We start from the raw sequence: 24619 nt of genomic DNA, 5'->3' as shown, positions 1-24619 counted from the left end.
CGGTACCCACCAAGCATAAGGCGATTGCAAAAACTGTTGTATTTTATCCATATTGCTTATCCTTTTGATTGATGGGGATAGGGAATGTTCAGCGCGTCCCAACCTGCTTGCCCCATGCTTTCCAACAGCGCGATATTGCGCCCGAATATTGCTTCGGCATCGGGAAACGCCGCCACTGCCTTGTCTATGCTGCTTTCGCGGATTAAGTGCAGCGTGGGGTAGGGTGACTGGTTGGTGCGGTTGCCGATGTCGGTGGGTGCAGTGTCTTCAAAATAAAAATCGGGGTGAAACGGCGCAATTTGAATCACACCTTCGGCATGGTTGTCTGCCAACGCCGCTTCCGCCATGTCCAACATATCGTTAAACGCCAAAAAATCTTCATACAAACCCGCTATTACCAGCAAAGTGGTTTCCACGGTTTCGGCGGGCGTGTTGAGCAACAATTGCAATTCCGTATCCAAATCGGTGAGCAGTCCGTCCAAATGCTTGGCGCGACACACGGCAATGCGTACCTGTCCTTTGACATAGGGTGCTTTGGCAAACGGGCATAAATTCAATCCGATAACGGCTTTTTCCAGCCATTGGCGGGTGTGGGCGATAATGGTGTCGTTGTCGGGCATCATGATGCGTTACTTTCGGGCAGGCAAACGGCGAGCATTTCGGCGGCATGGCGGCGCGTGGTGTCGGTAAGGGTTTCACCGCCGAGCATACGCGCGATTTCATCGGTGCGGGTGTGCGCGTCCAATACATCAATACGGCTGAATGTCTGACCCTTATCGCTGTATTTGGACACGCGCCAATGCTGTGCGCCGTAAGCAGCGACTTGCGGCAGGTGCGTTACCGCTAACACCTGATGGCGCGTACCCAAATGGCGCAACAAACGCCCTACCGTTTCTGCCGTACCGCCGCCAATGCCTGTATCTACTTCGTCAAAAATCAGGGTGGGAATACGGGCGCATTGTCCCACCGCGCTTTGCAATGCCAAACCGATACGCGCCAACTCGCCCCCTGAAGCGGCTTTTGCCAAAGGGCGCAGCGGCGTGCCTTTGTTTACCGATACTAAAAAACGCACCTGCTCCAAACCGTGTGCAGCGGGCGCAGCAGGCGATAATTCAATCTGAAAACGCGCCCCCGCTAATGCCAGCTCTTGCAAGGTATTGGCAGTTAAACTGCTTAAACGCTGTGCGGCTTCGGCGCGGCTGTGCGAAAGCTGCTCTGCGCGGGCACGGTAGGCGGCTTCGGCTTCGGCACTTTGACGTGCTAAAGTTTCGGTATCGGCTGCGGCTTCCAACTGCGCCAGTTCGTTCAGGATTTTTTGGTGTTTTTCGTGTAAATGTTCGGGTTCGCTGCGGTATTTGCGGGCAAGGGCAATGATTTGGGCGATGCGTTCTTCCTGCGCGGCTAATTCGGCGGGATTGAGTTCCACCTGCGCCGACACATCGCCCAATGCGCTTAAAATTTCCCCTGCTTCGGCTTCCACCGCCGCCAAAATATCCAAACATTCGGCAAAACGCGGTTCAATATGCGCCAAAGGCGTGAGGATTTTGCTGCAACGGGCAATCAGGTGTTGTACGCCCTGTTCGCCGCCGATGATGTCCTGTGCGTGTTCCGCCGCTTCTAGCAAACCTGCGGCGTGTGCCAAGCGGTCGTGGCTTAAATTCACGCTTTCCCATTCGCCTGCCTGTACTGACAGTTTGTCTAATTCGCTTGCCTGCCATTCCAGCCGTTCACGTTCTAGGGCAAGCTGTTCGGCGCGGGTTTGTGCCTGTTGCCAAGCCTGTTGCGCCTGTTGCCAAACCTGATACAGACGGCGGGTGTCTGCCAGCAGTTCGCTATGTCCTGCAAATTCGTCTAATAACTGCCGTTGGGCGGCTTCGTGGTTGAGTGAGTGGTTGGCGTGTTGCCCGTGAATATCAATCAAGCCGCTGCCAATGTGTTTGAGTTGGGCGAGGGTGGCGGCATGACCATTGATAAAGCTGCGGCTTTTGCCTTTGGCATCAATGATGCGGTGCAAGGCCAGTTCGCTGGCGTGTTCGTCTAATAAGCCTTGTTCGCGCAATTGTGCCTGCAGTGAGGTTTGCTCGCTGATGTCAAACAAGGCAGACAGCCGCGCTTCGCTGGCACCGTGGCGGATTTGTCCGAAATCGGCTTTTCCGCCCAATAGCAGTGTGAGCGCGTCTAAAGTAACCGATTTGCCCGCGCCCGTTTCGCCTGTGAGTACGGTAAAACCCGATTCAAAGTTTAGGTGCAGCTGTTCAACCAAAACAAAATTGTGCAAAGAAAGGCTTAAAAGCATGACGCAGGGCGGGGATAAAAAGAAGCGGATTATAGCAAAGTTGGCGTACAATGCCGCGCCTGTTTCCAGCAGATAAGGATATTTTAGGGTGAAGATTCTGATTACAGGTGGGGCGGGATTTATCGGTTCGGCGCTGGTGCGTTACCTGTTGGCGCACACCGAACATCATGTACTGAATCTCGACAAACTCACTTACGCGGCGCATCCGCAGGCGTTAGACAGCGTACAGGGGCATCAGCGTTATGCTTTTGTGCGTGCCGATGTGTGCGACAGCGGCGCATTGGCGCGGGTATTTGCCGAATACCGTCCCGATGCGGTGATGCACTTGGCGGCGGAAAGCCATGTGGACCGCGCCATCGCTTACCCCGATGATTTTGTCCGCACCAATATCAACGGCACGTTTACGCTGCTGCAAGCGGCGACTGCCTATTGGCAAAGCCTTTCCGCCGCGCAACGGCAAACCTTTCGTTTTCATCAGGTTTCCACCGATGAAGTGTATGGTGATTTGCCCGCCCACGCCGCACCGTGGCAGGAATCCGCCCCCTGCGCCCCCAACAGCCCCTATGCCGCATCCAAAGCCGCCGCCGACCATTTTGTCAGCGCATGGCGGCGCACCTACGGACTGCCCGTACTGATTAGCCGCAGCAGCAACAACTACGGCGCATACCAGCACCCCGAAAAACTGATTCCGCTGATGATTACCCGCGCCCTAGCAGGACAAGATTTGCCCGTGTACGGCGACGGCGCACAACGCCGCGATTGGCTGTATGTAGAAGACCACGTCCGCGCCCTGTACAGTGTGTTGGCACACGGGCGCGAGGGCGATTGTTACCACATCGGCGGCGGACAGGAACACAGCAATTTGCACACCGTCCACCGCATTTGCGCCCTATTGGACGCACAATCGCCCCGCGCCGACGGCGTATCCTACAGCACACAAATCCGCCACGTTACCGACCGTCTCGGACACGACCGCCGTTACGCGCTAGACACCGCCAAAATCCGCCGCGAATTGGCTTGGCAGCCACAATGGGATTTTGAACGTGGTTTGCGCGACACCGTGGCATGGTATTTGGCACACCGTAGCGTTTAGCATAAAATCGCCCTTTTGATTTGGCGCGAAACCGATTGCGCCGCACAGGACACCCCATGAGCATCAAATCTGACCGCTGGATACGCCAAATGAGCGAACAGCACGGCATGATAGAACCGTTTGAACCGCAGCAAATCAAAGAACTAAACGGACAAAAAATCATTTCCTACGGCACGTCCAGCTATGGCTACGACATCCGTTGCGCCAACGAATTCAAAATTTTTACCAATATCAACAGCACCATTGTTGACCCGAAAAACTTTGATACGCGCAATTTTGTTACCGTGGAAGATGATTTTTGCATTATTCCGCCCAATTCGTTTGCCTTGGCGCGTACGGTGGAATATTTCCGCATTCCGCGCAATGTCTTAACCGTGTGTTTGGGCAAATCTACTTACGCCCGCTGCGGCATTATCGTCAACGTTACCCCGTTTGAACCCGAATGGGAAGGTTTTGTCACGTTGGAATTTTCCAACACCACACCGCTGCCCGCCAAAATTTACGCAGGCGAAGGCGTGGCGCAGGTGCTGTTTTTTGAAAGCGATGAAGTCTGCGAAACCTCGTATAAAGACCGTAACGGCAAATACATGGGTCAAACAGGCGTTACCCTGCCGAAAACGTAGTATGGATAAACCATTAAAAGCCATCAGTAAATTTTTAAGCTATATTTTGCGCCATCACCCCGAAGCCATTGATATTACGCTGGACAGCGAGGGTTGGGTGGAAATAGACACGTTGTTGCAACAGGCGGCGGCGCACGGGCGCATCATCAGCCATGCGCAATTACGGCAAGTGGTGGCGGAAAACAGTAAAAAACGTTTTACCGTGTCGCCGTGCGGAACGCGCATCCGCGCCGCGCAAGGGCATTCCACCGCGCAGGTGTCGCTGCAACACACGCCTGCCGAACCCCCCGAATGGCTGTATCACGGCACGGCGCAGGATTTTCTCGCACCGATTCGGGAACAGGGCTTGTTGGCGGGCAGCCGTCATCATGTGCATTTGTCGCCCGATGCCGAAACAGCACGGCAGGTAGGACAACGCCACGGCAAAGCGGTGGTGTTGAAAGTACGCGCACAGGCAATGCACGCTGCGGGTTTGCCGTTTTATATCAGCGACAACGGCGTATGGCTGACCGAACACGTTCCGCCGTCTTTTTTGCAGTTTCCGCCCGAATAAACAAATTAACGATTAGCAATTAAAAAGATTAAATTCATGAAAATAGCTACTTGGAACGTCAATTCCCTTAATGTGCGTTTGCCGCAGGTGAGCGCGTGGTTGGCACAACATCAGCCTGATGTGCTGGTGTTGCAGGAACTGAAGCTGGAGCAGGACAAATTTCCCGCCGCTGCTTTCCGTTTGAGCGGCTGGCACGCCGAATGGAGCGGACAAAAAACTTATAACGGCGTTGCCATCATCAGCCGTGCGCCGCTGCAAGACGTGCATTTGGGCTTGCCCGCGCTGCCTGACGACCCGCAACGGCGCGTGATTGCCGCCACCATTAACGGCGTGCGCGTGATTAATGTGTATTGCGTAAACGGCGAAGCACTGGATAGCCCCAAATTTGACTATAAACGCCAATGGTTTGCCGCACTAAGCGAATTTGTGCGGGCGCAAATGGCGCAGTATCCGCAGCTGGTGTTGTTGGGCGATTTTAATATTGCCCCTGCCGATGCCGATGTGTACGATGCCGAAAAATGGCGCGGCAAAATCCATTGTTCAGACGAAGAACGCCAATGGTTTACTGCGCTGTTGGATTTGGGTTTGACCGATGCCCTGCGCCATATCCACCCGCAGGGCGCACATTATACTTGGTGGGATTACCGCGGCGCGATGTTCCAAAAAGGCTTGGGACTGCGGATTGACCATATTTTATTAAGCGCAGCCCTGACAGAAAAACTGCAAGACGTGCAAGTGGATACCGACACCCGCGCCCAAGAACGCCCCAGCGACCATGCGCCTGTTTGTGCGGTATTTCAATAATTTATGATTTATAAAACTGCTTCACTCCCCATCAAGCCCTGTTTGGTGGGGAGTGTGATTTTCGGTGTGTTTGAACAAGGTGGAAATGGCTGTATGGATATTTTTAAAAACCATTGAGATAAGCAAAACGGAATAAGCCGAAGGCAATCCACCACATCACGCAGCCGATAACACATTCCAATATTTTCCATGCACGCGCTTGGCGGAATAAAGGCTGCAGCAGCTGCGCCCCCAGTCCCAAAGCAAAAAACCACACAAAAGATGCCAGCAACGCCCCCGCCAAAAACCGCACTTTTTCTGCTGCCGTCAGCGTACCGGCAATGCTGCCGATTAACACCACCGTGTCTAAATAAACATGCGGATTGAGCAGGGTAACCGCCAATGTGCCGAATACCGCCGCTTTGCGGCTGTGGGTGTTTGAGCTTTTGTCTGCTTCCAAAATATGGTTTTGAAAAAAGGCTTTTTTAAACGACAAACCGCCGTAAACACTTAAAAACACCCCGCCAAACAGGGCAAATGCACTAATCAATGCAGGCTTGCCTGCCAGTGCCGAGCCCATACCCAACACGCCCAAACTCATCAGGCAAAAATCGCAGAAAAAACAAATGGCACAAATCAGCAAAACATGGTTTTTCTGCAAGCCGTTTTTCAGCACAAAGGCATTTTGGCTGCCGATTGCCATAATCAGCCCTGCGGATGTGAGCAGTCCTTTAATAAATACAGACATTTTGTCCCTTTATTTTGCCGGTGGCGGTTGTGGCGTCTGATGCGGTGGTGAGCTTGGGTTGGTGTTGTCGTTTCAACCCAAGCTACTGCTGGTGTAAACTGAACTTTTAATTAGGGCAACGGGTTAAAACAAATTTTTTAGGAAAACCTTTCTTATTAAGAAGGTATAATTTATCACCATCAACCCGATAATTAAATTTATCTTTACTGCCAGTTTCAACAATGGGACCATCTTCCTCATCAGCAGGTATCTCAATGATGCCTTGGATATGGTTTTCCGTATATCTGCTGTACTTTATAGGATACTCCTCCCAACCCATAACATGCATTACATCATAGCTGACTTCCGCTGCACTTATTTTTTCGGAATCAATAAAGATTGAGAGGCTTTGAAATTTAGTGTTGTTTTTATAATATTTATCATAATCAATATAATCCACATCTGCCACGCCCCCCTCACTCTCATATTTATCGGAACATTCCATAGCAATTTGCTTTTCAGTCAAAGGTTTTCCGGCAATATACCCGCCTACCCATGTGCCGTGGAATGCTTCCGGAATCGGTTTGGCGGTTTTGGGCGGTGTCGCCACTACGCCCCCTGCCCATACTGATACCAAAATGGCGGCGAAAAATTTTGCTTTCATACTGTGCTCCGTAAAGTTGGGTTAAAGAAAGCAAGTATATTGTTTTTTTTTTTTTTGAATTGTCAATATTAATTTAAAAATTTAATGAATATACTATTCAGTAAGTTAGGATTGTGCAGTGCTTTGACTTAAACCATCATTGTTTATCCAGCTAATAAAAAAGCCAAAAGCTGCGGCATTTTGTCGGGAAAATTACTGATGCGGTGGTCGCCGCCTTCTTCAATTATTTGATGAACACCTGTGCAATGCGCCACCGCTTCGCGGTAGTTCAAGCGTGTATCGCCTGTTTGTACCAGCAGCAAACAGCGTTCAGGGTGTTGTGGCGGCGGCGCAGGATTGTCGGCAAACCATTGGATATCCGACCATTTGACTTGCCAACCGCCTTCTGTCGTGTATCCAACATCATTGGGCTGGGGATTATCTTGCGGAAAAAAACGCAAGAGCGATTGATGGGGGTGGACACTGGGATTGAGTAAGACAGTCGGACAGCCATAGCGTTCGTGCATTTTTAAGGCAAAAAAACCGCCTAAAGACAAGCCCATGACCACGGCAGGTGTGGGTTCTGCCATTAAACCGTCTAATAAATCCATCGCTTGCGGCGGCGGCAGGTTTAAATCGGGGCGCAACACGCGCACATTGGGGTAAAACATCTGGCAATAATTGTGCAGTTGTTTGCCTTTTTCGCCATTGGGCAAACCACCCAAGCCGTGTAAATAAATCAGTCTGATGTTTTTGTCCATTTTGCACTCTCTTTTTATTGAAAATAATCAGGATAATGGTTTATTCCCACCACACTTTTCCGTCTTGCCGTTGGGGTAGGGGATAAGTTTGTTGGCAGATATCCAAAATACTGCGCTTGGGTGCAGCACTTTGCCATGATTTTAAAATATTTTCCACCAGATGCCGCTGGGGTGCGCCAATGCCGATGCTGCGCTCGTGTTGCCATGATGATTGAACGGGCTGATGGGCGTGGCTGTGCGGACTACCGTAACTGCACCGTAAACACAAGACATGCACGCTTTCTGTCCAATCTTCGCCGTATAATCCGTGTTCGTCCAGTGCCTGCTGCAAATCTGCGATGTCTTGCGTGCTGTCGCAGGATACAAAAGCGGTAAATGTCAGCAAATCGGATGCTTGCCAACGCATGAGGGCATTGAATACGCTAAAGGTATTGCCTTGCTGGTCTTGGCGTGTGCCTGTGGGTGCGCCATCATGCAGCACAATGTCGCCCAACTGCCAACCGCTTTCGGGAAACGGCACATTTAAAATCACTGCCCGTACGGGGTCAATGCGGCGCACATACACGCATTCGCCCTGTTCCCAAGGGTTGAGGCGCACCACGGCGATGCCGAATCTGCCGTTAATTTCGCCTTCTTGCTCGGGTAGGGGAATGCCGCAGGCAGTCCACATTTTTCTGGCGGTTTGCCAATCGCTTAAAGCGGTGGCGGCGATGGCTGCGTTCCAATGATGGGCTTCGTCAAATTCGGGGGCGTGTTCAATGGCGCGTAAATTGGCATGCAGGGACATTTGCCAATCCATGCGGTTTTTCGCTACCAAGCCCTGCATATAGTGATAATCTGGGTTATGTGGGGCAATCTGTACCAATTTGGCAAAATAATCCGCAGCCTGTGCCAATTCTCCCTGATTGAACGCTGCGTAGGCTTGCGTGTGTAATTTTTTGGTTTGACGTTTGTTGGTAAACATAATTGATATTTCCCAATGGTTTGAAAAATTCCCCCTTCAGTCAGAAGAGGGAATACGATGGCAAACAGAGAAAAAGTTAGCCTAATGCTTTACGCGCCCCCGCAAATAAACGGTACCACGCACTTGTGTCGCTGTCTTTCCAGTTGTCGGGACACCAGCTCATTTGTGCGCTGCGGAATACGCGCTCGGGGTGGGGCATCATAATGGTTACGCGCCCGTCTGCGCTGCTGATGCCCGCGATGCCTTGCGGCGAACCGTTGGGGTTGAGCGGATAGGCTTGGGTGACTTCGCCTGTGCCATCAATATATTGCAGCGCGATATTAACCTTGTCTAATGCACCATGTGCGCTAAAATCGACACGTCCTTCGCCGTGGCTGACCACCACAGGCAACATCGCGCCCGTCATTTCTGCCAAAATCAGGCTGGACGATTGGGGTACGCGCACCATGCTTAAACGGGCTTCAAACTGTTCGCTTTCGTTGCGGCGGAAGCGCGGGAAGGCTTGGGCGTGGGGAATGATTTCCGCCAAGTGGCTGACCATTTGACAGCCGTTGCACACGCCCAAAGTCAGCGTGTCGGGACGGGCGAAAAACTCGGCGAATTGGTCGCGCAAGGCGGGGTGGAACAAGATGGATTTTGCCCAGCCTTCGCCTGCGCCGAGTACGTCGCCATAGCTGAAACCGCCGCAGGCGGCAAGCATGTGCATATCGGCAAGTTTCACGCGCCCTGCCATCAGGTCGGACATATGGACATCAACGGCATCAAAGCCTGCACGGGTAAAGGCGGCTGCCATTTCCAAATGTCCGTTTACGCCTTGTTCGCGCAAGACGGCGATTTTGGGTTTCAGGCTGCCTGAAAGATAGGGCGCGGCAATATCTTCTTTAACATCAAACGGAATGTCGGCAAACAAACGGGCTTTTTTATCGCCAATCAGGGCAAATTCGCTGTCGGCGCAAGCGGGGTTGTCGCGCAGGCGTTGGATTTGGTAAGAGGTTTGTTGCCATACACGTTGTAAAGCAGGGTATCCGCCACACAGTACATATTGTCCGCTAAACAGATTAAATTCAGGGTCGGTAGGATTGGGCGTACCGATTTCAAAAGTCATATCGCCTAAACCGTATTCGGAAAATACCTGTTTAATATATGCCAAATCAGAACACTTAACTTGTATTACTGCCCCTAATTCTTCATTAAACAGGATATTGGCAGCAATAGCTTCAACAAATTCCTCGCTTAAATCCCTTTCGTTACATTGTTCGATAAAATCGGCATAATTTTTAAATTCAGGGTGATGAATGGGTAAATATTTTTTCAATACCTCTTCTAAATCAACATTTAACCCACTTTGCCCTGCAAACGACATTTCTGCCAACGTGGCAAATAAACCGCCGTCTGAACGGTCGTGATAAGCCAATAATTTATCTTCTTGAACCAATTTCTGAATGGCATTGTAGAATGCTTTAAGATGGGTAGGTTCAATATCGGGGGCTTCGCCGCCGAAATCGTTCCATACTTGGCTTAATGCCGAACCGCCCATTCGCGCTTTACAAAAACCTAAATCAATCAGCAATAAATCGCTTTCTTCAACATCTTTAAAATCAGGGGTAACGGTTTTACGCACATCCTGCACGGGCGCGAAAGCGGAAATAATCAGGCTTAAAGGGGCGGTAACGGATTTTTGTTCGCCGTTTTCTTGCCACACGGTTTTCATGGACAGGCTGTCTTTGCCGACGGGAATGCTGATGCCCAGTTCTTGACAGGCTTGGGAAACGGCTTCTACGGTGCGGTAGAGTTTTTCGTCTTCGCCCGCCACGCCGCAGGCTGCCATCCAGTTGGCAGAAAGTTTGATGTTGCCGATGTCGCCGATATTTGTAGCGGCAATGTTGGTAATGGCTTCGCCGATGCACATGCGCCCCGATGCGGGTGCGTCAAACAGGGCAAGCGCGGGTTTTTCGCCCATGCTCATGGCTTCGCCGCGATGGGTGTCAAAGCCCATCAGGGTGACGGCGCAGTCGGCAACGGGGGTTTGATACGCGCCCACCATTTGGTCGCGGTGGGTCATGCCGCCAACGCTGCGGTCGCCGATGGTAATCAGGAAATGTTTGGCAGCCACGGCAGGCAGCGACAAGACGCGGTAGGCGGATTCGCTTAAATCGCGTTGGTTGGCGTGGAAGGCGCGGGGTTCGGTGGCTACGGTTTGGTCACGACGGGTGGTTTTCGGGGGTTTGCCCAGCAGGACGTTTAAGGGCAAATCCACGGGTTTGTTGGCAAACAAATCGTCGCGCACTTGCAAATGTCCGTCATCAGTAGCAGTACCGACTACGGCAAAGGGGCAGCGTTCGCGTTCGCAAATGGCGCGGAATACGTCCAAGTTTTCAGGCAGCACGGACAAAACATAGCGTTCTTGGGCTTCGTTGCACCAAATCTGCATGGGATTTAAGCCGTGTTCTTCTAAAGGCACGTCGCGCAGGGCAAACACGGCACCGCGACCCGCATCATTGACCAGTTCGGGAAAGGCGTTGGACAAACCGCCTGCGCCCACGTCGTGAATGGCGATAATGGGATTGTCTGCGCCTTTTTGCCAGCAGCGGTCAATCACTTCTTGGGCGCGGCGTTCGATTTCGGGGTTGCCGCGCTGTACGGAATTAAAATCCAAATCGGCGCTGTTGCTGCCTGTGTCCATAGACGATGCTGCACCGCCGCCCAAACCAATCAGCATGCCCGGTCCACCGAGTTGAATCAGCAATGCGCCTTCGGGGATTTCGTGTTTATGGGTTTGTTGCGCTTGGATATTGCCCAAACCGCCTGCAATCATAATCGGTTTGTGATAACCGCGTACTTTGCCTTCGTGTTCGGCTTCAAAGGTGCGGAAATAGCCCAATAAATTGGGACGACCAAATTCGTTGTTAAACGCTGCGCCACCAATCGGACCGTCAATCATAATATCCAAAGGCGAAGCGATGTGTTCGGGTTTGCCGTAGGGCTGTTCCCACGGCTGGGGCAAATCGGGCAGGTTCAGATTGGACACGGTAAAGCCTGTTAAACCTGCTTTCGGGCGCGAGCCGCGTCCTGTTGCGCCTTCGTCGCGGATTTCGCCGCCCGCACCCGTTGCCGCGCCCGCAAACGGGGCAATGGCGGTGGGGTGGTTGTGGGTTTCCACTTTCATCAGAATATGGGTGTCTTCTTCATGAAAGCGGTAATGTCCGTTGGCATCGGGATAAAAGCGTTTGATGCGCGCGCCTTCAATCACAGACGCATTGTCTTTATAGGCAACCACCGTGCCTGCGGGCGCGGCTTCGTGGGTGTCGCGTATCATGCGGAACAGCGATTTTTCCTGTGCCTGTCCGTTTAAAATAAAATCGGCATTGAAAATTTTGTGACGGCAATGTTCGCTGTTGGCTTGGGCGAACATCATCAGTTCCACATCGGTGGGATTGCGTTGCAGTTTTTGGTAATTGTCTAATAGATAATCCACTTCATCAGGCGACAGTGCCAAACCCAATTCGCGGTTGGCGCGTTCCAAAGCGGCTTTACCGCCGCCAAGCAAGTCAATAGAAGCAAAGGTTTGCGCCTGCGGATGGGCGAACAGTTGTTCGGCTGCGGCAAAATCTTTTAATACCGATTCGGTCATGCGGTCGTGCAGCAAATCCGCCCATTGCTGTTGCTGCTGCGCGTTCAGGCTACCTGAAAGCCAAAACGCGGTGGCGCGTTCAATGCGTTGAATGCCCTGCAAACCACAGTTGCGGGCAATATCGGTGGCTTTGCTTGCCCACGGCGAAATCGTACCGAGGCGCGGGGTAATCAAAAACAGGGTTTTGTCGGCAGCCGTTGCCGGCGCAGACACGGCTTCGCCTGCCAACAAGGCTTGCAGCTTGGCGGTATCGTCTGCCGACAAAGCGTTTTCGCTTTCAACAAAATACCAAAATTCGCTCTGCAACGCCGCTTCGGGCAAACCCGCAGCACGCGCTTTTTGCAGCAGTTTTTCAATTCGGAACGGAGATAGGGCGGACGCGCCGCGCAAAGACAAAACAACAGACATGGTTTCGCTCGCAAAGATAAAAGATAAAACAAGGAAAAAGTGGCGCGATTATACGCCATCTGCCACATTACCGCTGAACGCACGCGCCGAAAATCCGCTATAATCTGCCAACAATTGATTACAAATGAAAAGGAATACCGCCATGTCCGACACCCTGCTGTGCCGCGAATCGGGACTGATTGCATTTAACCGCCGTGTGCTTGCCCAAGCCGAAGACCCTTCCGTTCCCCTGCTGGAACGCTTACGCTTTTTGTGCATTGTTTCGTCTAATTTGGACGAATTTTTTGAAGTGCGCGTGGCGTATTTAAAACGCGAACAACGCCAAAATCCCGATTTGGTGCTGGATTCGGGACACACCCCCGCCGAAACCGTTGCCCGCGTATGCGAGCAGGCGCGTGATTTGATTCGTGAGCAATACCGTTTGTTTAACGAAGTGCTGCTGCCCGAATTGGAACGCGAAAACATCTTTTTCCCGCGCCGCAGCAGTTGGACCCCCGCGCAGCGCCGTTGGGTGGAGCAGTATTTTAACCGCGAACTGCTGCCGGTTCTGACCCCCATCGGCTTGGATATGTCGCACCCCTTTCCGCGCCCCTTAAACAAATCATTGAATTTTGTGGTAGAACTGGACGGAAAAGACGCATTCGGACGCGCTTCGGGCAAAGCCATTGTGCAAGCGCCGCGCATTTTGCCGCGCATTGTCAAACTGCCTGAAGAGCTGTGCGACGGTGCAGACGGTTTTGTGTTTTTATCGTCCATTTTGCACGAATTTGTATATAAGCTCTTCCCCGGTATGAAAATCAAGGGCTGTTACCAGTTCCGTTTAACCCGCGACAGCGCCCTGATGGTGGACGAAGACGATTTAAGCAATCTGCGTACTGCCATTCAAAACGAATTGCGCGACCGCGATTACGGCGACGGTGTGCGTTTGGAAGTGGCGGATTCCTGCCCCGAACACGTCAGCGGCTTTTTGTTAGACCAATTCCGCTTAAGCCGCGCCGAGCTGTATCAGGTAGATGGCCCTGTGAATCTGGTGCGCCTGAACGCCGTTCCCGATATGGTGGAACGCCCCGAATTGAAATTTCCGCCCGTTGCCGCGCAAAGGCTGTCGGAAAGCGAGAAAAACGACAATCTGTTTGCCCGCATTGCCCGCGAAGATATTTTGCTGCATCACCCCTACCAATCATTTGAACCTGTGGTGCGTTTTATCCGCGATGCCGCGCACGACCCCGATGTCGTTGCCATTAAAATGACCATTTACCGCACGGGTACGCATTCCGAATTGGCAAAAGCATTGATGGCAGCCGCATCGGCAGGCAAACAGGTTACCGTGGTGGTGGAGCTGATGGCGCGTTTTGACGAAGCCAATAATGTGGGTTGGGCGGAACGTTTGGAAGACGCGGGCGCACATGTGGTTTACGGCGTGTTCGGTTACAAAGTGCATGCCAAAATGGCATTGGTGGTGCGCCGCGAAGACGGCAAACTTAAACAGTACGCCCATCTTGGCACGGGCAACTACCATCAAGGCACATCGCGCATTTACACCGATTTCGGTTTGCTGACTGCCGATGCGGACATTACCCGTGATGTGAATGCCTTATTTATGGAAATCACGGGATTGGGACAGGCAACGCGCCTGAAAAAACTCTATCAAAGCCCGTTTACCCTGCATAAAATGGTGTTGGATGGCATTGACCGCGAAATCGCCCACGCCCAAGCAGGCAAACCCGCCAAAATTGTCGCCAAAATGAATTCGCTGATTGAACCGCAGGTGATTCGCGCCCTTTACCGCGCCAGTGCCGCAGGGGTGCAGATTGATTTGATTGTGCGCGGCACATGCGCCCTGCGCCCGCAAGTGGCGGGATTGTCGGAAAATATCCGCGTGCGTTCCATTATCGGGCGTTTGTTGGAACACGCCCGCGTGTACTATTTTTTCAACGATGGTGCGGAAGACGTGTTTATTTCCAGCGCGGACTGGATGGGGCGCAACTTTTTCAGCCGCATTGAAACCGCTACCCCGATTACCACGCCCGCGCTTAAAGCCCGCGTGATTGGCGAAGGTTTAACTTTGGCGTTGGCAGACAATGTGAAAGCATGGCAGATGGACGGCGAGGGCAATTATCACCGCATCCGTGCGGGCGAGGGTGAAGAAAGCATTGGTTTGCAGGAAACGCTGCTGCGGCAGTTTGGCTGTTTGTAAAGTATTGAATTTTTAAGAAAACAGGTGTGAACGGTTGGTCTATCCGTTTGTACCTGTTTTTTTGTGGGTTTCGCTTTACTCATGATATTGATTAACGTTACACTTGCGCCCGTTGCACACATCAGATTTTATTTTTAGCAATGGATATTTTAAATATTTTAACCACTCGCCGTTCCACCAAAACTTTAAATGCGCCCGCGCCCGATGAATTGCAGTGGGACACCATTTTACAAGCTGCTACGCAAGTGCCTGACCACGGACATTTAACGCCTTGGCGTTTTGTGGTAATACACAGCGCAGCGGGCATGGCGCGTTTTCAGCAGATTTTGCGTGATACGGCGGAACAGTCGCCGTTTGGGGCAGAAGCCATTGCCAAGGCAGAGCGGGTAGGCAAAATGGCGCCTGCGGTGGCGGCGGTGATTTACAGCCCCAAAAAGGGCAAACCCGAATGGGAACAGAATTTAAGTGCGGGTTGTGCGGCGTATGCCATTCAATTGGCAGCGAAAGCGCATGGTTTTGACAGTGTGTGGATTTCGGGCATGTGGGTGCATTCGCCTTTGCTGCGGCAGGCGTTTGCCTGTACGGAACAGGAAAAAATCATTGGTTTGATGATGGTGGGCACATCGCCTGCGGTGGTGGATATGCCGAAAAATACCGATACGGCGCAGTTTGCCGAATATTGGTAAGCAAAAAAACGGCGCAAACCTTTGGGGTTGCGCCGTGATGATTTTTTAGGGCAACAGCTTATTTTTTGGCAAGGCTGTCGCGGATTTCGCGCAGCAGCAGGATTTCTTCGCTGACGGACGGGGCTTCTTCGGCTGCCGCTGCTGCTTCTTTCTCTTTTTTCAAAGCAGCTTCTTTAAGTTTGTTAATCAGTTTCACCACAAAGAAAATGGCAGTTGCCACAATTAAAAAGCTGACTACAGTGTTTAAAAACAAGCCGATATTCAGGGTAACGGCACCGCCTGCTTTGGCAGCGGCAAGGGTGGCATAACCGTCGGCGGGCGGGTTGGCGCCGTCTCTTAAGGTTAAAAACAGGTTGGAAAAATCCACACCGCCCAAAATCAGCCCCAGCGGCGGCATAATCACATCGTCCACCAGTGATTTGACAATGCCTGAAAACGCGGTACCCACCACCATGCCGACCGCCAAATCAATCACGTTGCCGCGCAGGATAAATGCCTTAAATTCTTCTTTAATTGACATTTTTTATTTCTTTCGTATGTTTTGAAAAAAGCTGCTGTCCGATACCGTCAAAACGGTATCGGACAGCCTGTGCGGGGATTTATTTTTTCGCTGCTTTTTTGGCAGGGGCTTTTTTAGCGGGTTTTTCGGCAGGCATCAGGGCATCTTTCAGGGCTTTGCCGGGTTTGAATTTGGGCACACGCGCTGCGGGAATGGTCAGCGGTTCTTTGGTTTTGGGGTTTAAGCCTTGGCGCTCGGCGCGTTCTGCCACGCTGAAAGAACCAAAGCCCACCAGCGTGATGGTGTCGCCTTGCTGCAGGGTGTTTTTCACCACGGTGGTAAAGGCGTCCAGTGCTTTTCCGGCATCGGTTTTGTTCAAACCGGATTCTTGGGCGATGGCATCAATCAGTTCTGATTTGTTCATAATCATTCCCTTTCTATGGGGGTAAAATATGGAAAATGCCCGCCGTCAAACGGGCGTGTGGGGTGCGTAATGCAACAGTTTGGCTTTATATCAAGCGGCAAAAAGCAGTGTCAAGCATAAATTTGGGGCGCAACGGTTTTTTTTGCCGTTGCGCCCTGTTTGATGGCATCATACAACAAAAATGCCGTTTTGAAGGGAGTTAGTGGGCTTGTGCTTTGGGACTGCGTTTGCGGACGGATTTGACGGGTTTGTCGGCAGGCGCGTCATCCAAAGTGGTGGGAACGGGCAGGCGCTCCAAACCGCGCTCAAACACTTCGTCAATCCACTGCACGGCGTGAATCTGCAAACCGTCTTTCACGTTTTGCGGGATTTCTTCCAAATCTTTCACGTTGTCTTTGGGAATCAAAACGTGTTTGATGCCGCCGCGCAGCGCAGCCAGCAGTTTTTCTTTCAAACCGCCAATCGGCAGCACTTCGCCGCGCAGAGTGATTTCGCCCGTCATCGCCACGTCGGCGCGTACAGGAATGCCCGTTAAGGCAGACACCATTGCCAAGGTCATAGCAATGCCCGCGCTGGGACCGTCTTTGGGGGTTGCGCCTTCGGGGACGTGAATGTGCATATCGTTTTTTTCGTAAAAATCGGCGGCAATGCCCAAGCTGTCGGCACGCGAGCGCACCACGCTCCACGCGGCGGCGATGGATTCTTTCATCACGTCGCCCAGCTTGCCCGTGCGGACGATATTGCCTTTGCCTTTTAACGCAACGGCTTCAATGGTCAGCAATTCGCCGCCCACTTCCGTCCACGCCAAACCCGTTACCTGACCGATGCGGTTTTCACCAGCCGACACGCCGTAGTCAAAGCGGCGCACGCCAAGAAAATCGTGCAGATTGCTGCTGCTTACCGTTAAGGTCTTGGCTTTGCGGCTGCGTGATGACGGGGTTTTGCCGCCTGCGCTTTTGCCCGAACGTTCGTTTTGCATCACTGCTTTGCGGCAGATTTTGGCGATTTCGCGGTCTAATGAACGTACGCCCGCTTCACGGGTGTAGTAGCGCACAATATCGCGCACCGCGCTTTCGTCCACCGCCAGTTCGCCTTCTTTTACGCCGTTGCGCTTCATCTGCTTGGGCACCAGATACTGCATGGCGATATTGATTTTTTCGTCTTCGGTGTAACCCGACAGGCGGATGATTTCCATGCGGTCCAGCAGCGCGGGCGGAATATTGAAGCTGTTGGACGTGGCGATAAACATCACGTCGCTCAAATCAAAATCCACTTCAACAAAATGGTCGGCAAAGGCGCTGTTTTGTTCGGGGTCCAGCACTTCCAGCAACGCAGCGGCGGGGTCGCCACGGAAATCACTGCCCAATTTGTCAATTTCGTCTAACAGGAATAAGGGGTTTTTGACCCCCACTTTAATCATGTTTTGCAATACCTTACCGGGCATGGACGCGATATAGGTGCGGCGGTGACCGCGGATTTCGCTTTCATCGCGCACGCCGCCCAATGCCATGCGTACATATTTGCGCCCTGTGGCTTTGGCAATGGATTCGCCCAGCGAGGTTTTACCGACCCCCGGTGGACCCACCAAGCACAAAATCGGACCTTTCAGTTTGTCGGTGCGTTTTTGTACTGCCAAGTATTCCAAAATCCGTTCTTTCACTTTTTCCAAGCCGTAATGGTCGGCGTTCAATACCAAATCGGCTTTGACAATGTCTTTGCTGACGCGGGTTTTCTTTTTCCACGGTAAATCCAGCAGCGTGTCAATATAATTGCGCACCACGGTGGCTTCAGACGACATGGCGGGCATCATTTTCAGTTTTTTCAGCTCCGACAGGGCTTTATCTTTGGCTTCCGCGCTCATGCCCGCAGCTTGGATTTTTTTCTCCAAAGCGTCCAATTCGCCGCGCTCGTCTTCTTCGCCCAATTCTTTTTGAATGACTTTGATTTGTTCGTTCAAATAGTAATCGCGCTGGTTTTTTTCCATTTGGCGTTTGACTTTGCCACGGATGCGTTTTTCCACTTGGATAATGTCTAATTCGGATTCCAACTGCAACAGCAGGTATTCCATGCGCTCGCCCACATCGGTCAGCTCCAGCAGGGTTTGCCGCTGCGCCAGTTTTAATTGCAGGTGCGAGGCGATGGTGTCCGCCAAACGTCCGTGTTCTTCCATATCCAAAATGGAAGCCACCACTTCGTTGGGGATTTTTTTATTCAGTTTGGCAAACTGCTCAAAACGTTCCAACAGGGTGCGGCGCAGGGCTTCGGCAGCGGCGGAAGAGTCTTGGGATTCGTCTTCGGCGGGCAGGATACGGCTTTCAAAAAAGTCGCCGTTGTCCCAAATTTCGGCTGCTTCGGCGCGTTGCAGACCTTCTACCAGCACTTTGATGGTATTGTCGGGTAGGGGCAGGATTTGCAGGATTTTGGCGGTGGTACCGATGCGGTACAAATCGGCGGGCGCGGGGTCTTCTTCGCTGCCGTTTTGCTGCGCCAGCAAAAACACGGGCGTGCCGTTTTCGGAAGCGGCGTTCAGCGCGGCAACGGATTTGCTGCGCCCGACAAACAGGGGCAGCACCATATAGGGATACACCACCATGTCGCGCAGGGGCAGGGTGGGCAGTACGGCGGATTCGGAATGTGTGTGGGACATGGCTATCTCTGGGGATAAATAATAAAACCCCACATGGGGGTATGTGGGGGCAATTTCAAGCGCACGGGTGCTTTAGGCAGCGGCCGGCGGCGGTTGCACGGCGATGCGGCTTAAAAAGGCGCGGGTGCGCTCGTGCTGCGGGTCGCGGAACAAATCTTCAGGAAAGCCTTTTTCCACGATTTTGCCTTCGTCCATTACCACCACCACGTCTGCCACGTCCAGCGCAAACTGGATTTCGTGGGTGACCACCAGCATGGTGCGCCCTTCGTTGGCGAGTTCTTTCATGGTTTTCAGCACTTCCTGCACCAGTTCGGGGTCCAGCGCGGAAGTGGGTTCGTCAAACAGCATCAGTTCGGGTTGCAGGGCAAGGGCGCGGGCAATGCCCACACGCTGCTGCTGTCCGCCCGAAAGCTGTTCGGGATACAAATCGGCTTTGTCTGCCAAGCCCACTTTTTCCAACAGCTCGCTGGCTTGCAAACGGGCTTTGGCGGGCAGTTTGCCCTGCACCTGTACGGGCGCTTCCATAATGTTTTCCAAAGCGGTTTTGTGAGGGAACAGATTGTATTGCTGAAACACCATGCCCGAACGGCGGCGCAGGGCGAGGATTTCGTTTTGGTCGGGCAGGCGGGCAAAATCAATGTGCAGCGGCGGTTCGGCTTCAAATGTGATGCTGCCCTGTTCGGGCACTTCCAATGCGTTTAAGCAGCGCAAAAAAGTGGTTTTGCCTGAACCTGAAGGTCCTAAAATCACCACCACTTGTCCTTTGATGATGTCTAAATCAATGCCGTTTAAAATATTGTGCGTGCCAAAGCGTTTATGGATATTGCGGATTTTAATCATGATTTCATATTTCCGTGTTCAGTTGGAATGATTGCTTTTTCATACAAGGCGGCGCTGCTGCAGACAGTATAAAAATACGGCAAGGCAGCGCCAACGCCGTAGGGGAAATCAAGCATTTCAACTGTTAAGAAGTTTTGACGGTGTGGCGGCTGAAATGTTTTTCCAAACGCGCTTGCGCCCAAAACAGCACCCAGCAAAAACACCAGTACATCAAACCTGCCTGTATGTAAACGGGCAACATATCGTAACGGGCGTTGCCGTGCTGCTGCGCCACGCGGAACATTTCGGTAACGGTGACAAAACTTGCCAAAGAAGTGTCTTTAAACAGGGCGATAAACGAATTGCTTAACGGCGGTACGGCAACGCGGAAGGCTTGTGGGGCAATAATGCGGCGGAAAGTTTGAATATGGGTCATGCCGATGGAATAGCCTGCTTCCCATTGTCCTTTTGGAACAGACAAAATGGCAGCGCGTACCGTTTCCGAGCCGTATGCGCCCACATTCAGCGAAAAACCAATAATGGCGGCGGGAATGGGGTTGATGTAAATGCCAATGGCGGGCAAACCGTAAAACACCACGCAAATCTGCACCAGCATGGGCGTGCCGCGAATAATGGAAATATAGGCTTTGCACAGGCGCAACAAAATGCGGTGGGTGCGCGTGCGCACGGGGCTAATCCGCAGCAGCGCCACGGCAACGGCAATCGCCATGCCGATAATAAACGATGCCACGGCAAGCGGCACCGACACCAAAATGCCTGCTTTCAGCATGGGCCAAAACGCGCCGACCAACATTTCGGCGCGGGTGGCATCCATAAACGGCAGCGAAGCCAAAAGACTGTTTAACACGAAAAAATCTCTCTGTTTAGACGGGAAAAAGGCGATTTTACGTTAAATCGAGGGCAAAAGTCATGTTTTGTGCAGACGGGCGTGTGTGGCAGGCGGTAAAAGCGCGACAAAATGCGGTCTGCACTCAAGGCACAGACCGCACCACAGCCCAAACTGCCGTTTTATTTGACGGTAACGTCTGCGCCAAAAAATTCTTCACTCAATTTTTTCAGCGTACCATCTTGGTGCAGTTCGCGCATGGCTTGGTTGATTTTTTCCAAGGCTTCGGTATTGCCTTTGTTCAACACCAAACCTGCGCCCACTTTTTTGTCGCCTGCTGCCTGCCACACCACTTTTAAGCCCGAATCGGGGGTTTTTTTCAGGTAGTCCAACAGCGCCAGTGAGTCGTTGAGGGTTAAATCGGCGCGGCGTTGCTGCACCAGCAACAGGGCTTGCGCCATACCGTCAACAGGCACGATTTTGGCTTGTGCGGCAACCGCCATTTCGCCGTAGTTGCTGCTCAAGGTTTGCGCGGCGTTCAAGCCTTTAATGTCTTCTAAAGTTTTGATGCGGGTTTCGTCTGCGCGCGCCAGCATCATTGGACCGCTCCAGTTATAAGGTTCGGATTTGTCAAAGGTTGCCTGACGCTCGGGGGTGGTGAGTGCCACTTGGTTGGCAATCATGTCAAAACGTCCGCCTTTCAAACCCGCCAGCATCGCGTCCCACTGGGTTTCGCGGAATTCTACTTTTACGCCCAATTTATTGGCAACGGCGCGGGTCACTTCCACATCGTAGCCCGTTAATTTGCCGTCTTTATCGTGATAGGTAAACGGGGCGTAAGTGCCTTCCGTGCCCACGGTAATCGTGCCTTTGCTGCTGATGCGTTCCATCAGGCTGCCGTCGGAATTGGCGGCGGGTGCGGCTGTGCCTGAAGCGGCAGATGCGGCGGTTTGCTGTTGCGGCTGCTGTCCGCAGGCGCTCAAAAACAAGGCGCATACGGAAAGGGCAAGGGTGTGTTTCAACATAATGGGATTCCGAAAGGGAAAAAAGGGCATTGTAGGCGAAAACGGGCTGTTGCCAAATAAATTGTACTTATTTGGCTTATGCAGATTAAATAAAAAAGGGCAGGAATTTTTCCTGCCCCTGTGAACTATTTTTTCACTTTGTCTTTCCACGCGCCGTAGCCTTGCGCGTCCATTTGTTCCAGCGGGATAAATTTCAAACTCGCGCCGTTAATGCAGTAGCGCAATCCGCCTTTATCCTGCGGACCATCGGGGAAAACGTGTCCCAAATGTGAATCTGCCTGTTGGCTGCGCACTTCCACGCGGTGCATATTGTAGCTGTTGTCGTCGTGTTCGGTAACGGCAGTAGCTTCAATCGGGCGGGTAAAGCTGGGCCAACCGCAGCCCGAATCGTATTTGTCGGCAGAGCTGAACAGAGGCTGTCCACCCACCACGTCCACATAAATGCCATCGGCAAACAAATGGTCGTATTCGTGGCTGAAGGCACGTTCTGTGCCGTTTTCTTGGGTGATGCGGTATTGCTCGGCGGTAAGGGTGCGGCGCAGTTCGTCTGCTGATGGTTTGGCAGAGGTTTTTTGATGCGGCAGCGGTTCGTCTGCTTTGCGGATGTCAATATGGCAGTAGCCGTTGGGGTTTTTTAACAAATAATCCTGATGGTATTCTTCTGCTTCGTCAAAGCGTTGCAGGGGTAGGTTTTCCACCACGATTTTTTGACTGTGTTTTTTCTGCTCGCGGGCAAACGCTGCGTCAATCACGCTTTTTTCGGCAGGATTGGTGTAATACACGCCCGTGCGGTATTGGGTGCCGCGGTCGTTGCCCTGTTGGTTCAGGCTGGTGGGGTCAATCACGCGGAAATAGTATTGCAAAATGTCGTCCAAACTGAGTTTGTCGGCATCGTACACCACTTTAACGGTTTCGGCGTGTCCTGTGTTGCGGTGAACCACGTCTTCATAGCTGGGTTTTTCGGTTTTGCCGTTGGCATAGCCCGATACGGCATCGGCTACGCCGTCAATGCGTTGGAAATAGGCTTCCAAGCCCCAAAAGCAGCCGCCTGCCAGATAAATGGTTTGGGTATTCATCGGTTTGTTTCCTGTTTTTTTATCGGGTTGGTAAAACGATTGTTGCAGGGATTTGAGTTCTGCCTGCGGGTTGTCGAGCAGGGCAAGGGCTTGGGCGCGGTTTAAGCTGCCGCGCACCACACGGGCAACTTCGCCTTTTTCGTCCAACAGCACCCAAGACGGATACACTTTAATCCCCAATGATTTTGCCAGCGAACCGCCTTCGTTCAGCAGCACGGGCAGTTTGGCGTAATCCAAACCGCCATACCATTGGCTGAAATCGGGTTGTTTTTTCTCGCCCAAAAAGGCAGGCGATGCCACGGTAAGCAAATTGGCGCGTTGGAATTCGGCTTCCTGTGCCCATTTTTCGGTTTCGCCCAACTCGCTCAAACACAAAGGACACCAGCTCGCCCAAAATTTAACCAAAGTAGGGCGTTTGGCTTGCAGCAAGGCTTCGGCGGATTTGCCGTTTGCCTGCGGCAGTTGTTTTAACTGCTGCAAGGGCGTATCGGCAGCGGCAGCGTCTGTGCCGCGCATACCTGCCAGCGTCCCGCCCAACAGCAAAACCGCCGCTGCCACTGCTGCTGCGCTGATTTGCCACCATTTTTTGTTTGTCCGCATTATGTCTCTCCTTATCTGATGGTTACGGAAAACAGGTTTGGGAAACGATTATTTTTATCTTTTTATCATACGCCCGTTTAATGGGTTTGTCGTGTGTTTTATGGCAATGGCTTGGCGGATAGGGTGTGCAATTGGGCGTGTAAACGGGGTAAATCGGCGTGGCTTAAGCCTGTTTGTCCGTTGCATAAAAACAGATGGGGGCAATATTCGTCAAAATACCAAGCGGTGTCGTCCAATGCCAGCCAAGCATCGGTAGGATAAGCAAAATCACGCAGCCAACATTCTATTTCGCGCTGACGGCTGCCGCGTGTGCGGTTGTGGGTGTGCAGTATCGGTGTCGTACCGATAATGCGTGGGCGCAAATCAGGCGGGAAAACCGTTTGCAGTTGAGCCAAATCGCGCCCGATGCGCCACGAAGACGACACCACCACAGGCACGTCAGCCCATTCTTTTTGTGATAAAAATTCAGTGAAAACGGGTAGTTGCTGCCACAAACGGCTGCGTTGGCGCAAGGCAAGATTGGGGTGCAGTACGCCGTCAAAATCCAAGAAAATAATCATGTTGTTGTTGCTGGGGATAAATCGGGGCGCAAGCAGGCAAATAATGCCAATGCGGTGAGTGCGCCCAAGGTGTCTGCCAACATATCTTTTTGCGCGTCCCACACATCGCCTTGCGAACCAAGAAATTCAATGCCTGCCTGTCCGCCTTCCATCACGGCGTATTGCCATTCAATGATTTCGTACGCCGCCGCTACCGACATCACAAAAAACAATCCGAAAAACATCGCCGTGCCAAAGGTGCATTTGCCGCGCCGCAACAGCCATTCTGCCATCGGAAAGGCATAAAAACCAATAATATAATGGGCGAAACGGTCAAAATGGTTGCGCCCTTCGCCCAATAGCGGCGACAACAGGCGGTTGCCCCATTCAAACGGCACATCGGCAAAGGTGTAACGTGCGCCCACCGTGTGCAAAAACAGCCAACACGCCATCAGTACATAAGCCGTATTACTGAAACGGAAGCGGCGGAAGGTACACAGCAGCAGCACAAAAACCGCCAGCACGGGCAACATTTCGGCATACCACACAGCGCGGTCGGCGGGGGCGATGCCCGACCACAATGTCAGACCAATAAAAACCAATGCCAGTAGCGCAGGCAAGGCATCTGTAGAAGCTAAATATTTTATTTTCATGATTTTGGTGGATAAATAAACGCCATTTTACAATGATTTGGGCGTGATGCCTAATCGCAGAAAGATTGTGGTTTATACAATTTGTCTAAAAATTATCGCAAAAATCGCCATGTTTCACAAAATTT

22 protein-coding genes are annotated in these 24619 nt (G+C 52.2%); 6 read left to right on the top strand and 16 right to left on the bottom strand.

From position 1 onward, the window contains the following. Positions 1 to 56: 56 nt before the first annotated feature. Positions 57 to 623, bottom strand: coding sequence for a DUF1415 domain-containing protein (locus tag H3L98_RS09160; RefSeq protein ID WP_027021758.1), 567 nt, complete (start codon positions 621 to 623; stop codon positions 57 to 59). After that, entirely contained in the window at positions 620 to 2296 is a 1677-nt protein-coding gene (gene recN, locus H3L98_RS09155; protein ID WP_027021757.1) for a DNA repair protein RecN, read from the bottom strand. The genes H3L98_RS09160 and recN overlap by 4 nt, the downstream gene beginning before the upstream one ends. 88 nt (positions 2297 to 2384) lie before the next feature. Here recN and rfbB point away from each other — a divergent pair, with 88 nt between their 5' ends. From rfbB to xth, 4 genes are read left to right on the top strand one after another with little or no spacing between them, the layout of a single operon-like run. Further along, positions 2385 to 3389 carry a dTDP-glucose 4,6-dehydratase gene (rfbB, locus tag H3L98_RS09150; protein ID WP_027021756.1) on the top strand — a complete coding sequence of 335 codons (1005 nt, stop codon included), beginning with the start codon at positions 2385 to 2387 and terminating at the stop codon, positions 3387 to 3389. Positions 3390 to 3445: 56 nt separating this feature from the next. Beyond that, positions 3446 to 4012: a dCTP deaminase gene (dcd, locus tag H3L98_RS09145; protein WP_027021755.1), complete on the top strand. Its 567-nt coding sequence runs from the start codon at positions 3446 to 3448 to the stop codon at positions 4010 to 4012. Between the two features lies 1 nt (position 4013). Next, positions 4014 to 4565: an RNA 2'-phosphotransferase gene (locus tag H3L98_RS09140; RefSeq protein WP_027021754.1), complete on the top strand. Its 552-nt coding sequence runs from the start codon at positions 4014 to 4016 to the stop codon at positions 4563 to 4565. Positions 4566 to 4601: 36 nt separating this feature from the next. Then, positions 4602 to 5369: an exodeoxyribonuclease III gene (gene xth, locus H3L98_RS09135; protein WP_027021753.1), complete on the top strand. Its 768-nt coding sequence runs from the start codon at positions 4602 to 4604 to the stop codon at positions 5367 to 5369. 103 nt (positions 5370 to 5472) lie between these two features. On the opposite strand, the gene H3L98_RS09130 is transcribed toward xth, so the two are convergent. The 5 genes from H3L98_RS09130 to purL form a co-directional block, all read right to left on the bottom strand. Continuing rightward, positions 5473 to 6096 (bottom strand): LysE/ArgO family amino acid transporter, encoded by a 624-nt coding sequence (locus H3L98_RS09130; RefSeq protein WP_027021752.1) that lies wholly within the window; start codon positions 6094 to 6096, stop codon positions 5473 to 5475. Between the two features lie 106 nt (positions 6097 to 6202). Continuing rightward, positions 6203 to 6739 carry a hypothetical protein gene (locus tag H3L98_RS09125; RefSeq protein WP_027021751.1) on the bottom strand — a complete coding sequence of 179 codons (537 nt, stop codon included), beginning with the start codon at positions 6737 to 6739 and terminating at the stop codon, positions 6203 to 6205. A 143-nt stretch (positions 6740 to 6882) separates the two neighbouring features. After that, positions 6883 to 7479, bottom strand: a complete 597-nt coding sequence (locus H3L98_RS09120) for a YqiA/YcfP family alpha/beta fold hydrolase (RefSeq protein ID WP_051532019.1) — start codon at positions 7477 to 7479, stop codon at positions 6883 to 6885. Between the two features lie 40 nt (positions 7480 to 7519). Beyond that, positions 7520 to 8443 (bottom strand): tetratricopeptide repeat protein, encoded by a 924-nt coding sequence (locus H3L98_RS09115; RefSeq protein WP_034333127.1) that lies wholly within the window; start codon positions 8441 to 8443, stop codon positions 7520 to 7522. Positions 8444 to 8519: 76 nt separating this feature from the next. After that, positions 8520 to 12482 carry a phosphoribosylformylglycinamidine synthase gene (gene purL, locus H3L98_RS09110; RefSeq protein ID WP_027021749.1) on the bottom strand — a complete coding sequence of 1321 codons (3963 nt, stop codon included), beginning with the start codon at positions 12480 to 12482 and terminating at the stop codon, positions 8520 to 8522. 142 nt (positions 12483 to 12624) lie between these two features. Between purL and ppk1 the strand changes: the two genes are divergently transcribed. Together ppk1 and H3L98_RS09100 are read left to right on the top strand one after the other, a co-directional pair. Beyond that, on the top strand, positions 12625 to 14679 hold the full coding sequence (gene ppk1 / locus H3L98_RS09105; protein ID WP_027021748.1) for a polyphosphate kinase 1: 2055 nt from the start codon (positions 12625 to 12627) through the stop codon (positions 14677 to 14679). A 140-nt stretch (positions 14680 to 14819) separates the two neighbouring features. Further along, positions 14820 to 15365 (top strand): nitroreductase family protein, encoded by a 546-nt coding sequence (locus tag H3L98_RS09100; RefSeq protein WP_027021747.1) that lies wholly within the window; start codon positions 14820 to 14822, stop codon positions 15363 to 15365. Positions 15366 to 15423: 58 nt separating this feature from the next. On the opposite strand, the gene mscL is transcribed toward H3L98_RS09100, so the two are convergent. From mscL to H3L98_RS09055, 9 genes are all read right to left on the bottom strand, one after another. After that, the gene (gene mscL, locus H3L98_RS09095; protein WP_027021746.1) at positions 15424 to 15885 is read right to left on the bottom strand and encodes a large-conductance mechanosensitive channel protein MscL; all 462 of its coding nucleotides are present in this window, start codon (positions 15883 to 15885) and stop codon (positions 15424 to 15426) included. Between the two features lie 79 nt (positions 15886 to 15964). Further along, on the bottom strand, positions 15965 to 16288 hold the full coding sequence (locus H3L98_RS09090; RefSeq protein ID WP_027021745.1) for an HU family DNA-binding protein: 324 nt from the start codon (positions 16286 to 16288) through the stop codon (positions 15965 to 15967). A gap of 199 nt (positions 16289 to 16487) precedes the next feature. Next, the gene (gene lon, locus H3L98_RS09085) at positions 16488 to 18935 is read right to left on the bottom strand and encodes an endopeptidase La (RefSeq protein WP_027021744.1); all 2448 of its coding nucleotides are present in this window, start codon (positions 18933 to 18935) and stop codon (positions 16488 to 16490) included. 72 nt (positions 18936 to 19007) lie between these two features. Further along, positions 19008 to 19775, bottom strand: coding sequence for an amino acid ABC transporter ATP-binding protein (locus tag H3L98_RS09080; protein ID WP_027021743.1), 768 nt, complete (start codon positions 19773 to 19775; stop codon positions 19008 to 19010). Between the two features lie 124 nt (positions 19776 to 19899). Next, complete coding sequence (locus tag H3L98_RS09075; protein ID WP_027021742.1) at positions 19900 to 20622, bottom strand: amino acid ABC transporter permease; 723 nt, start codon at positions 20620 to 20622, stop codon at positions 19900 to 19902. 161 nt (positions 20623 to 20783) lie between these two features. Further along, positions 20784 to 21626, bottom strand: coding sequence for an amino acid ABC transporter substrate-binding protein (locus H3L98_RS09070; protein WP_027021741.1), 843 nt, complete (start codon positions 21624 to 21626; stop codon positions 20784 to 20786). A gap of 125 nt (positions 21627 to 21751) precedes the next feature. Further along, on the bottom strand, positions 21752 to 23302 hold the full coding sequence (gene msrAB / locus H3L98_RS09065) for a bifunctional peptide-methionine (S)-S-oxide reductase MsrA/peptide-methionine (R)-S-oxide reductase MsrB (protein ID WP_027021740.1): 1551 nt from the start codon (positions 23300 to 23302) through the stop codon (positions 21752 to 21754). Positions 23303 to 23400: 98 nt separating this feature from the next. Continuing rightward, a complete protein-coding gene (locus H3L98_RS09060) occupies positions 23401 to 23862 on the bottom strand; it encodes an HAD domain-containing protein (RefSeq protein WP_034333125.1) in 462 nt (153 codons plus the stop codon). Continuing rightward, positions 23859 to 24494: a DUF2238 domain-containing protein gene (locus H3L98_RS09055; protein WP_034333123.1), complete on the bottom strand. Its 636-nt coding sequence runs from the start codon at positions 24492 to 24494 to the stop codon at positions 23859 to 23861. The genes H3L98_RS09060 and H3L98_RS09055 overlap by 4 nt, the downstream gene beginning before the upstream one ends. Between the last annotated feature and the right edge of the window lie 125 nt (positions 24495 to 24619).

Source organism: Conchiformibius steedae, assembly GCF_014054725.1.
Lineage (GTDB): Bacteria > Pseudomonadota > Gammaproteobacteria > Burkholderiales > Neisseriaceae > Conchiformibius > Conchiformibius steedae.
Note: the sequence above shows the minus strand (reverse complement) of the source record. Positions and strands in the feature narration are given on the sequence as shown.

Excerpts from the sequence above, each read along its gene's own strand:
- H3L98_RS09160 (WP_027021758.1), bottom strand. The coding sequence starts at position 623 with ATGATGCCCGACAACGACACCATTATCGCCCACACCCGCCAATGGCTG.
- recN (WP_027021757.1), bottom strand. The coding sequence starts at position 2,296 with ATGCTTTTAAGCCTTTCTTTGCACAATTTTGTTTTGGTTGAACAGCTG.
- dcd (WP_027021755.1), top strand. The coding sequence starts at position 3,446 with ATGAGCATCAAATCTGACCGCTGGATACGCCAAATGAGCGAACAGCAC.
- H3L98_RS09140 (WP_027021754.1), top strand. The coding sequence starts at position 4,014 with ATGGATAAACCATTAAAAGCCATCAGTAAATTTTTAAGCTATATTTTG.
- xth (WP_027021753.1), top strand. The coding sequence starts at position 4,602 with ATGAAAATAGCTACTTGGAACGTCAATTCCCTTAATGTGCGTTTGCCG.
- H3L98_RS09130 (WP_027021752.1), bottom strand. The coding sequence starts at position 6,096 with ATGTCTGTATTTATTAAAGGACTGCTCACATCCGCAGGGCTGATTATG.
- H3L98_RS09125 (WP_027021751.1), bottom strand. The coding sequence starts at position 6,739 with ATGAAAGCAAAATTTTTCGCCGCCATTTTGGTATCAGTATGGGCAGGG.
- H3L98_RS09120 (WP_051532019.1), bottom strand. The coding sequence starts at position 7,479 with ATGGACAAAAACATCAGACTGATTTATTTACACGGCTTGGGTGGTTTG.
- H3L98_RS09115 (WP_034333127.1), bottom strand. The coding sequence starts at position 8,443 with ATGTTTACCAACAAACGTCAAACCAAAAAATTACACACGCAAGCCTAC.
- purL (WP_027021749.1), bottom strand. The coding sequence starts at position 12,482 with ATGTCTGTTGTTTTGTCTTTGCGCGGCGCGTCCGCCCTATCTCCGTTC.
- ppk1 (WP_027021748.1), top strand. The coding sequence starts at position 12,625 with ATGTCCGACACCCTGCTGTGCCGCGAATCGGGACTGATTGCATTTAAC.
- H3L98_RS09100 (WP_027021747.1), top strand. The coding sequence starts at position 14,820 with ATGGATATTTTAAATATTTTAACCACTCGCCGTTCCACCAAAACTTTA.
- mscL (WP_027021746.1), bottom strand. The coding sequence starts at position 15,885 with ATGTCAATTAAAGAAGAATTTAAGGCATTTATCCTGCGCGGCAACGTG.
- H3L98_RS09090 (WP_027021745.1), bottom strand. The coding sequence starts at position 16,288 with ATGAACAAATCAGAACTGATTGATGCCATCGCCCAAGAATCCGGTTTG.
- lon (WP_027021744.1), bottom strand. The coding sequence starts at position 18,935 with ATGTCCCACACACATTCCGAATCCGCCGTACTGCCCACCCTGCCCCTG.
- H3L98_RS09080 (WP_027021743.1), bottom strand. The coding sequence starts at position 19,775 with ATGATTAAAATCCGCAATATCCATAAACGCTTTGGCACGCACAATATT.
- H3L98_RS09070 (WP_027021741.1), bottom strand. The coding sequence starts at position 21,626 with ATGTTGAAACACACCCTTGCCCTTTCCGTATGCGCCTTGTTTTTGAGC.
- msrAB (WP_027021740.1), bottom strand. The coding sequence starts at position 23,302 with ATGCGGACAAACAAAAAATGGTGGCAAATCAGCGCAGCAGCAGTGGCA.
- H3L98_RS09060 (WP_034333125.1), bottom strand. The coding sequence starts at position 23,862 with ATGATTATTTTCTTGGATTTTGACGGCGTACTGCACCCCAATCTTGCC.
- H3L98_RS09055 (WP_034333123.1), bottom strand. The coding sequence starts at position 24,494 with ATGAAAATAAAATATTTAGCTTCTACAGATGCCTTGCCTGCGCTACTG.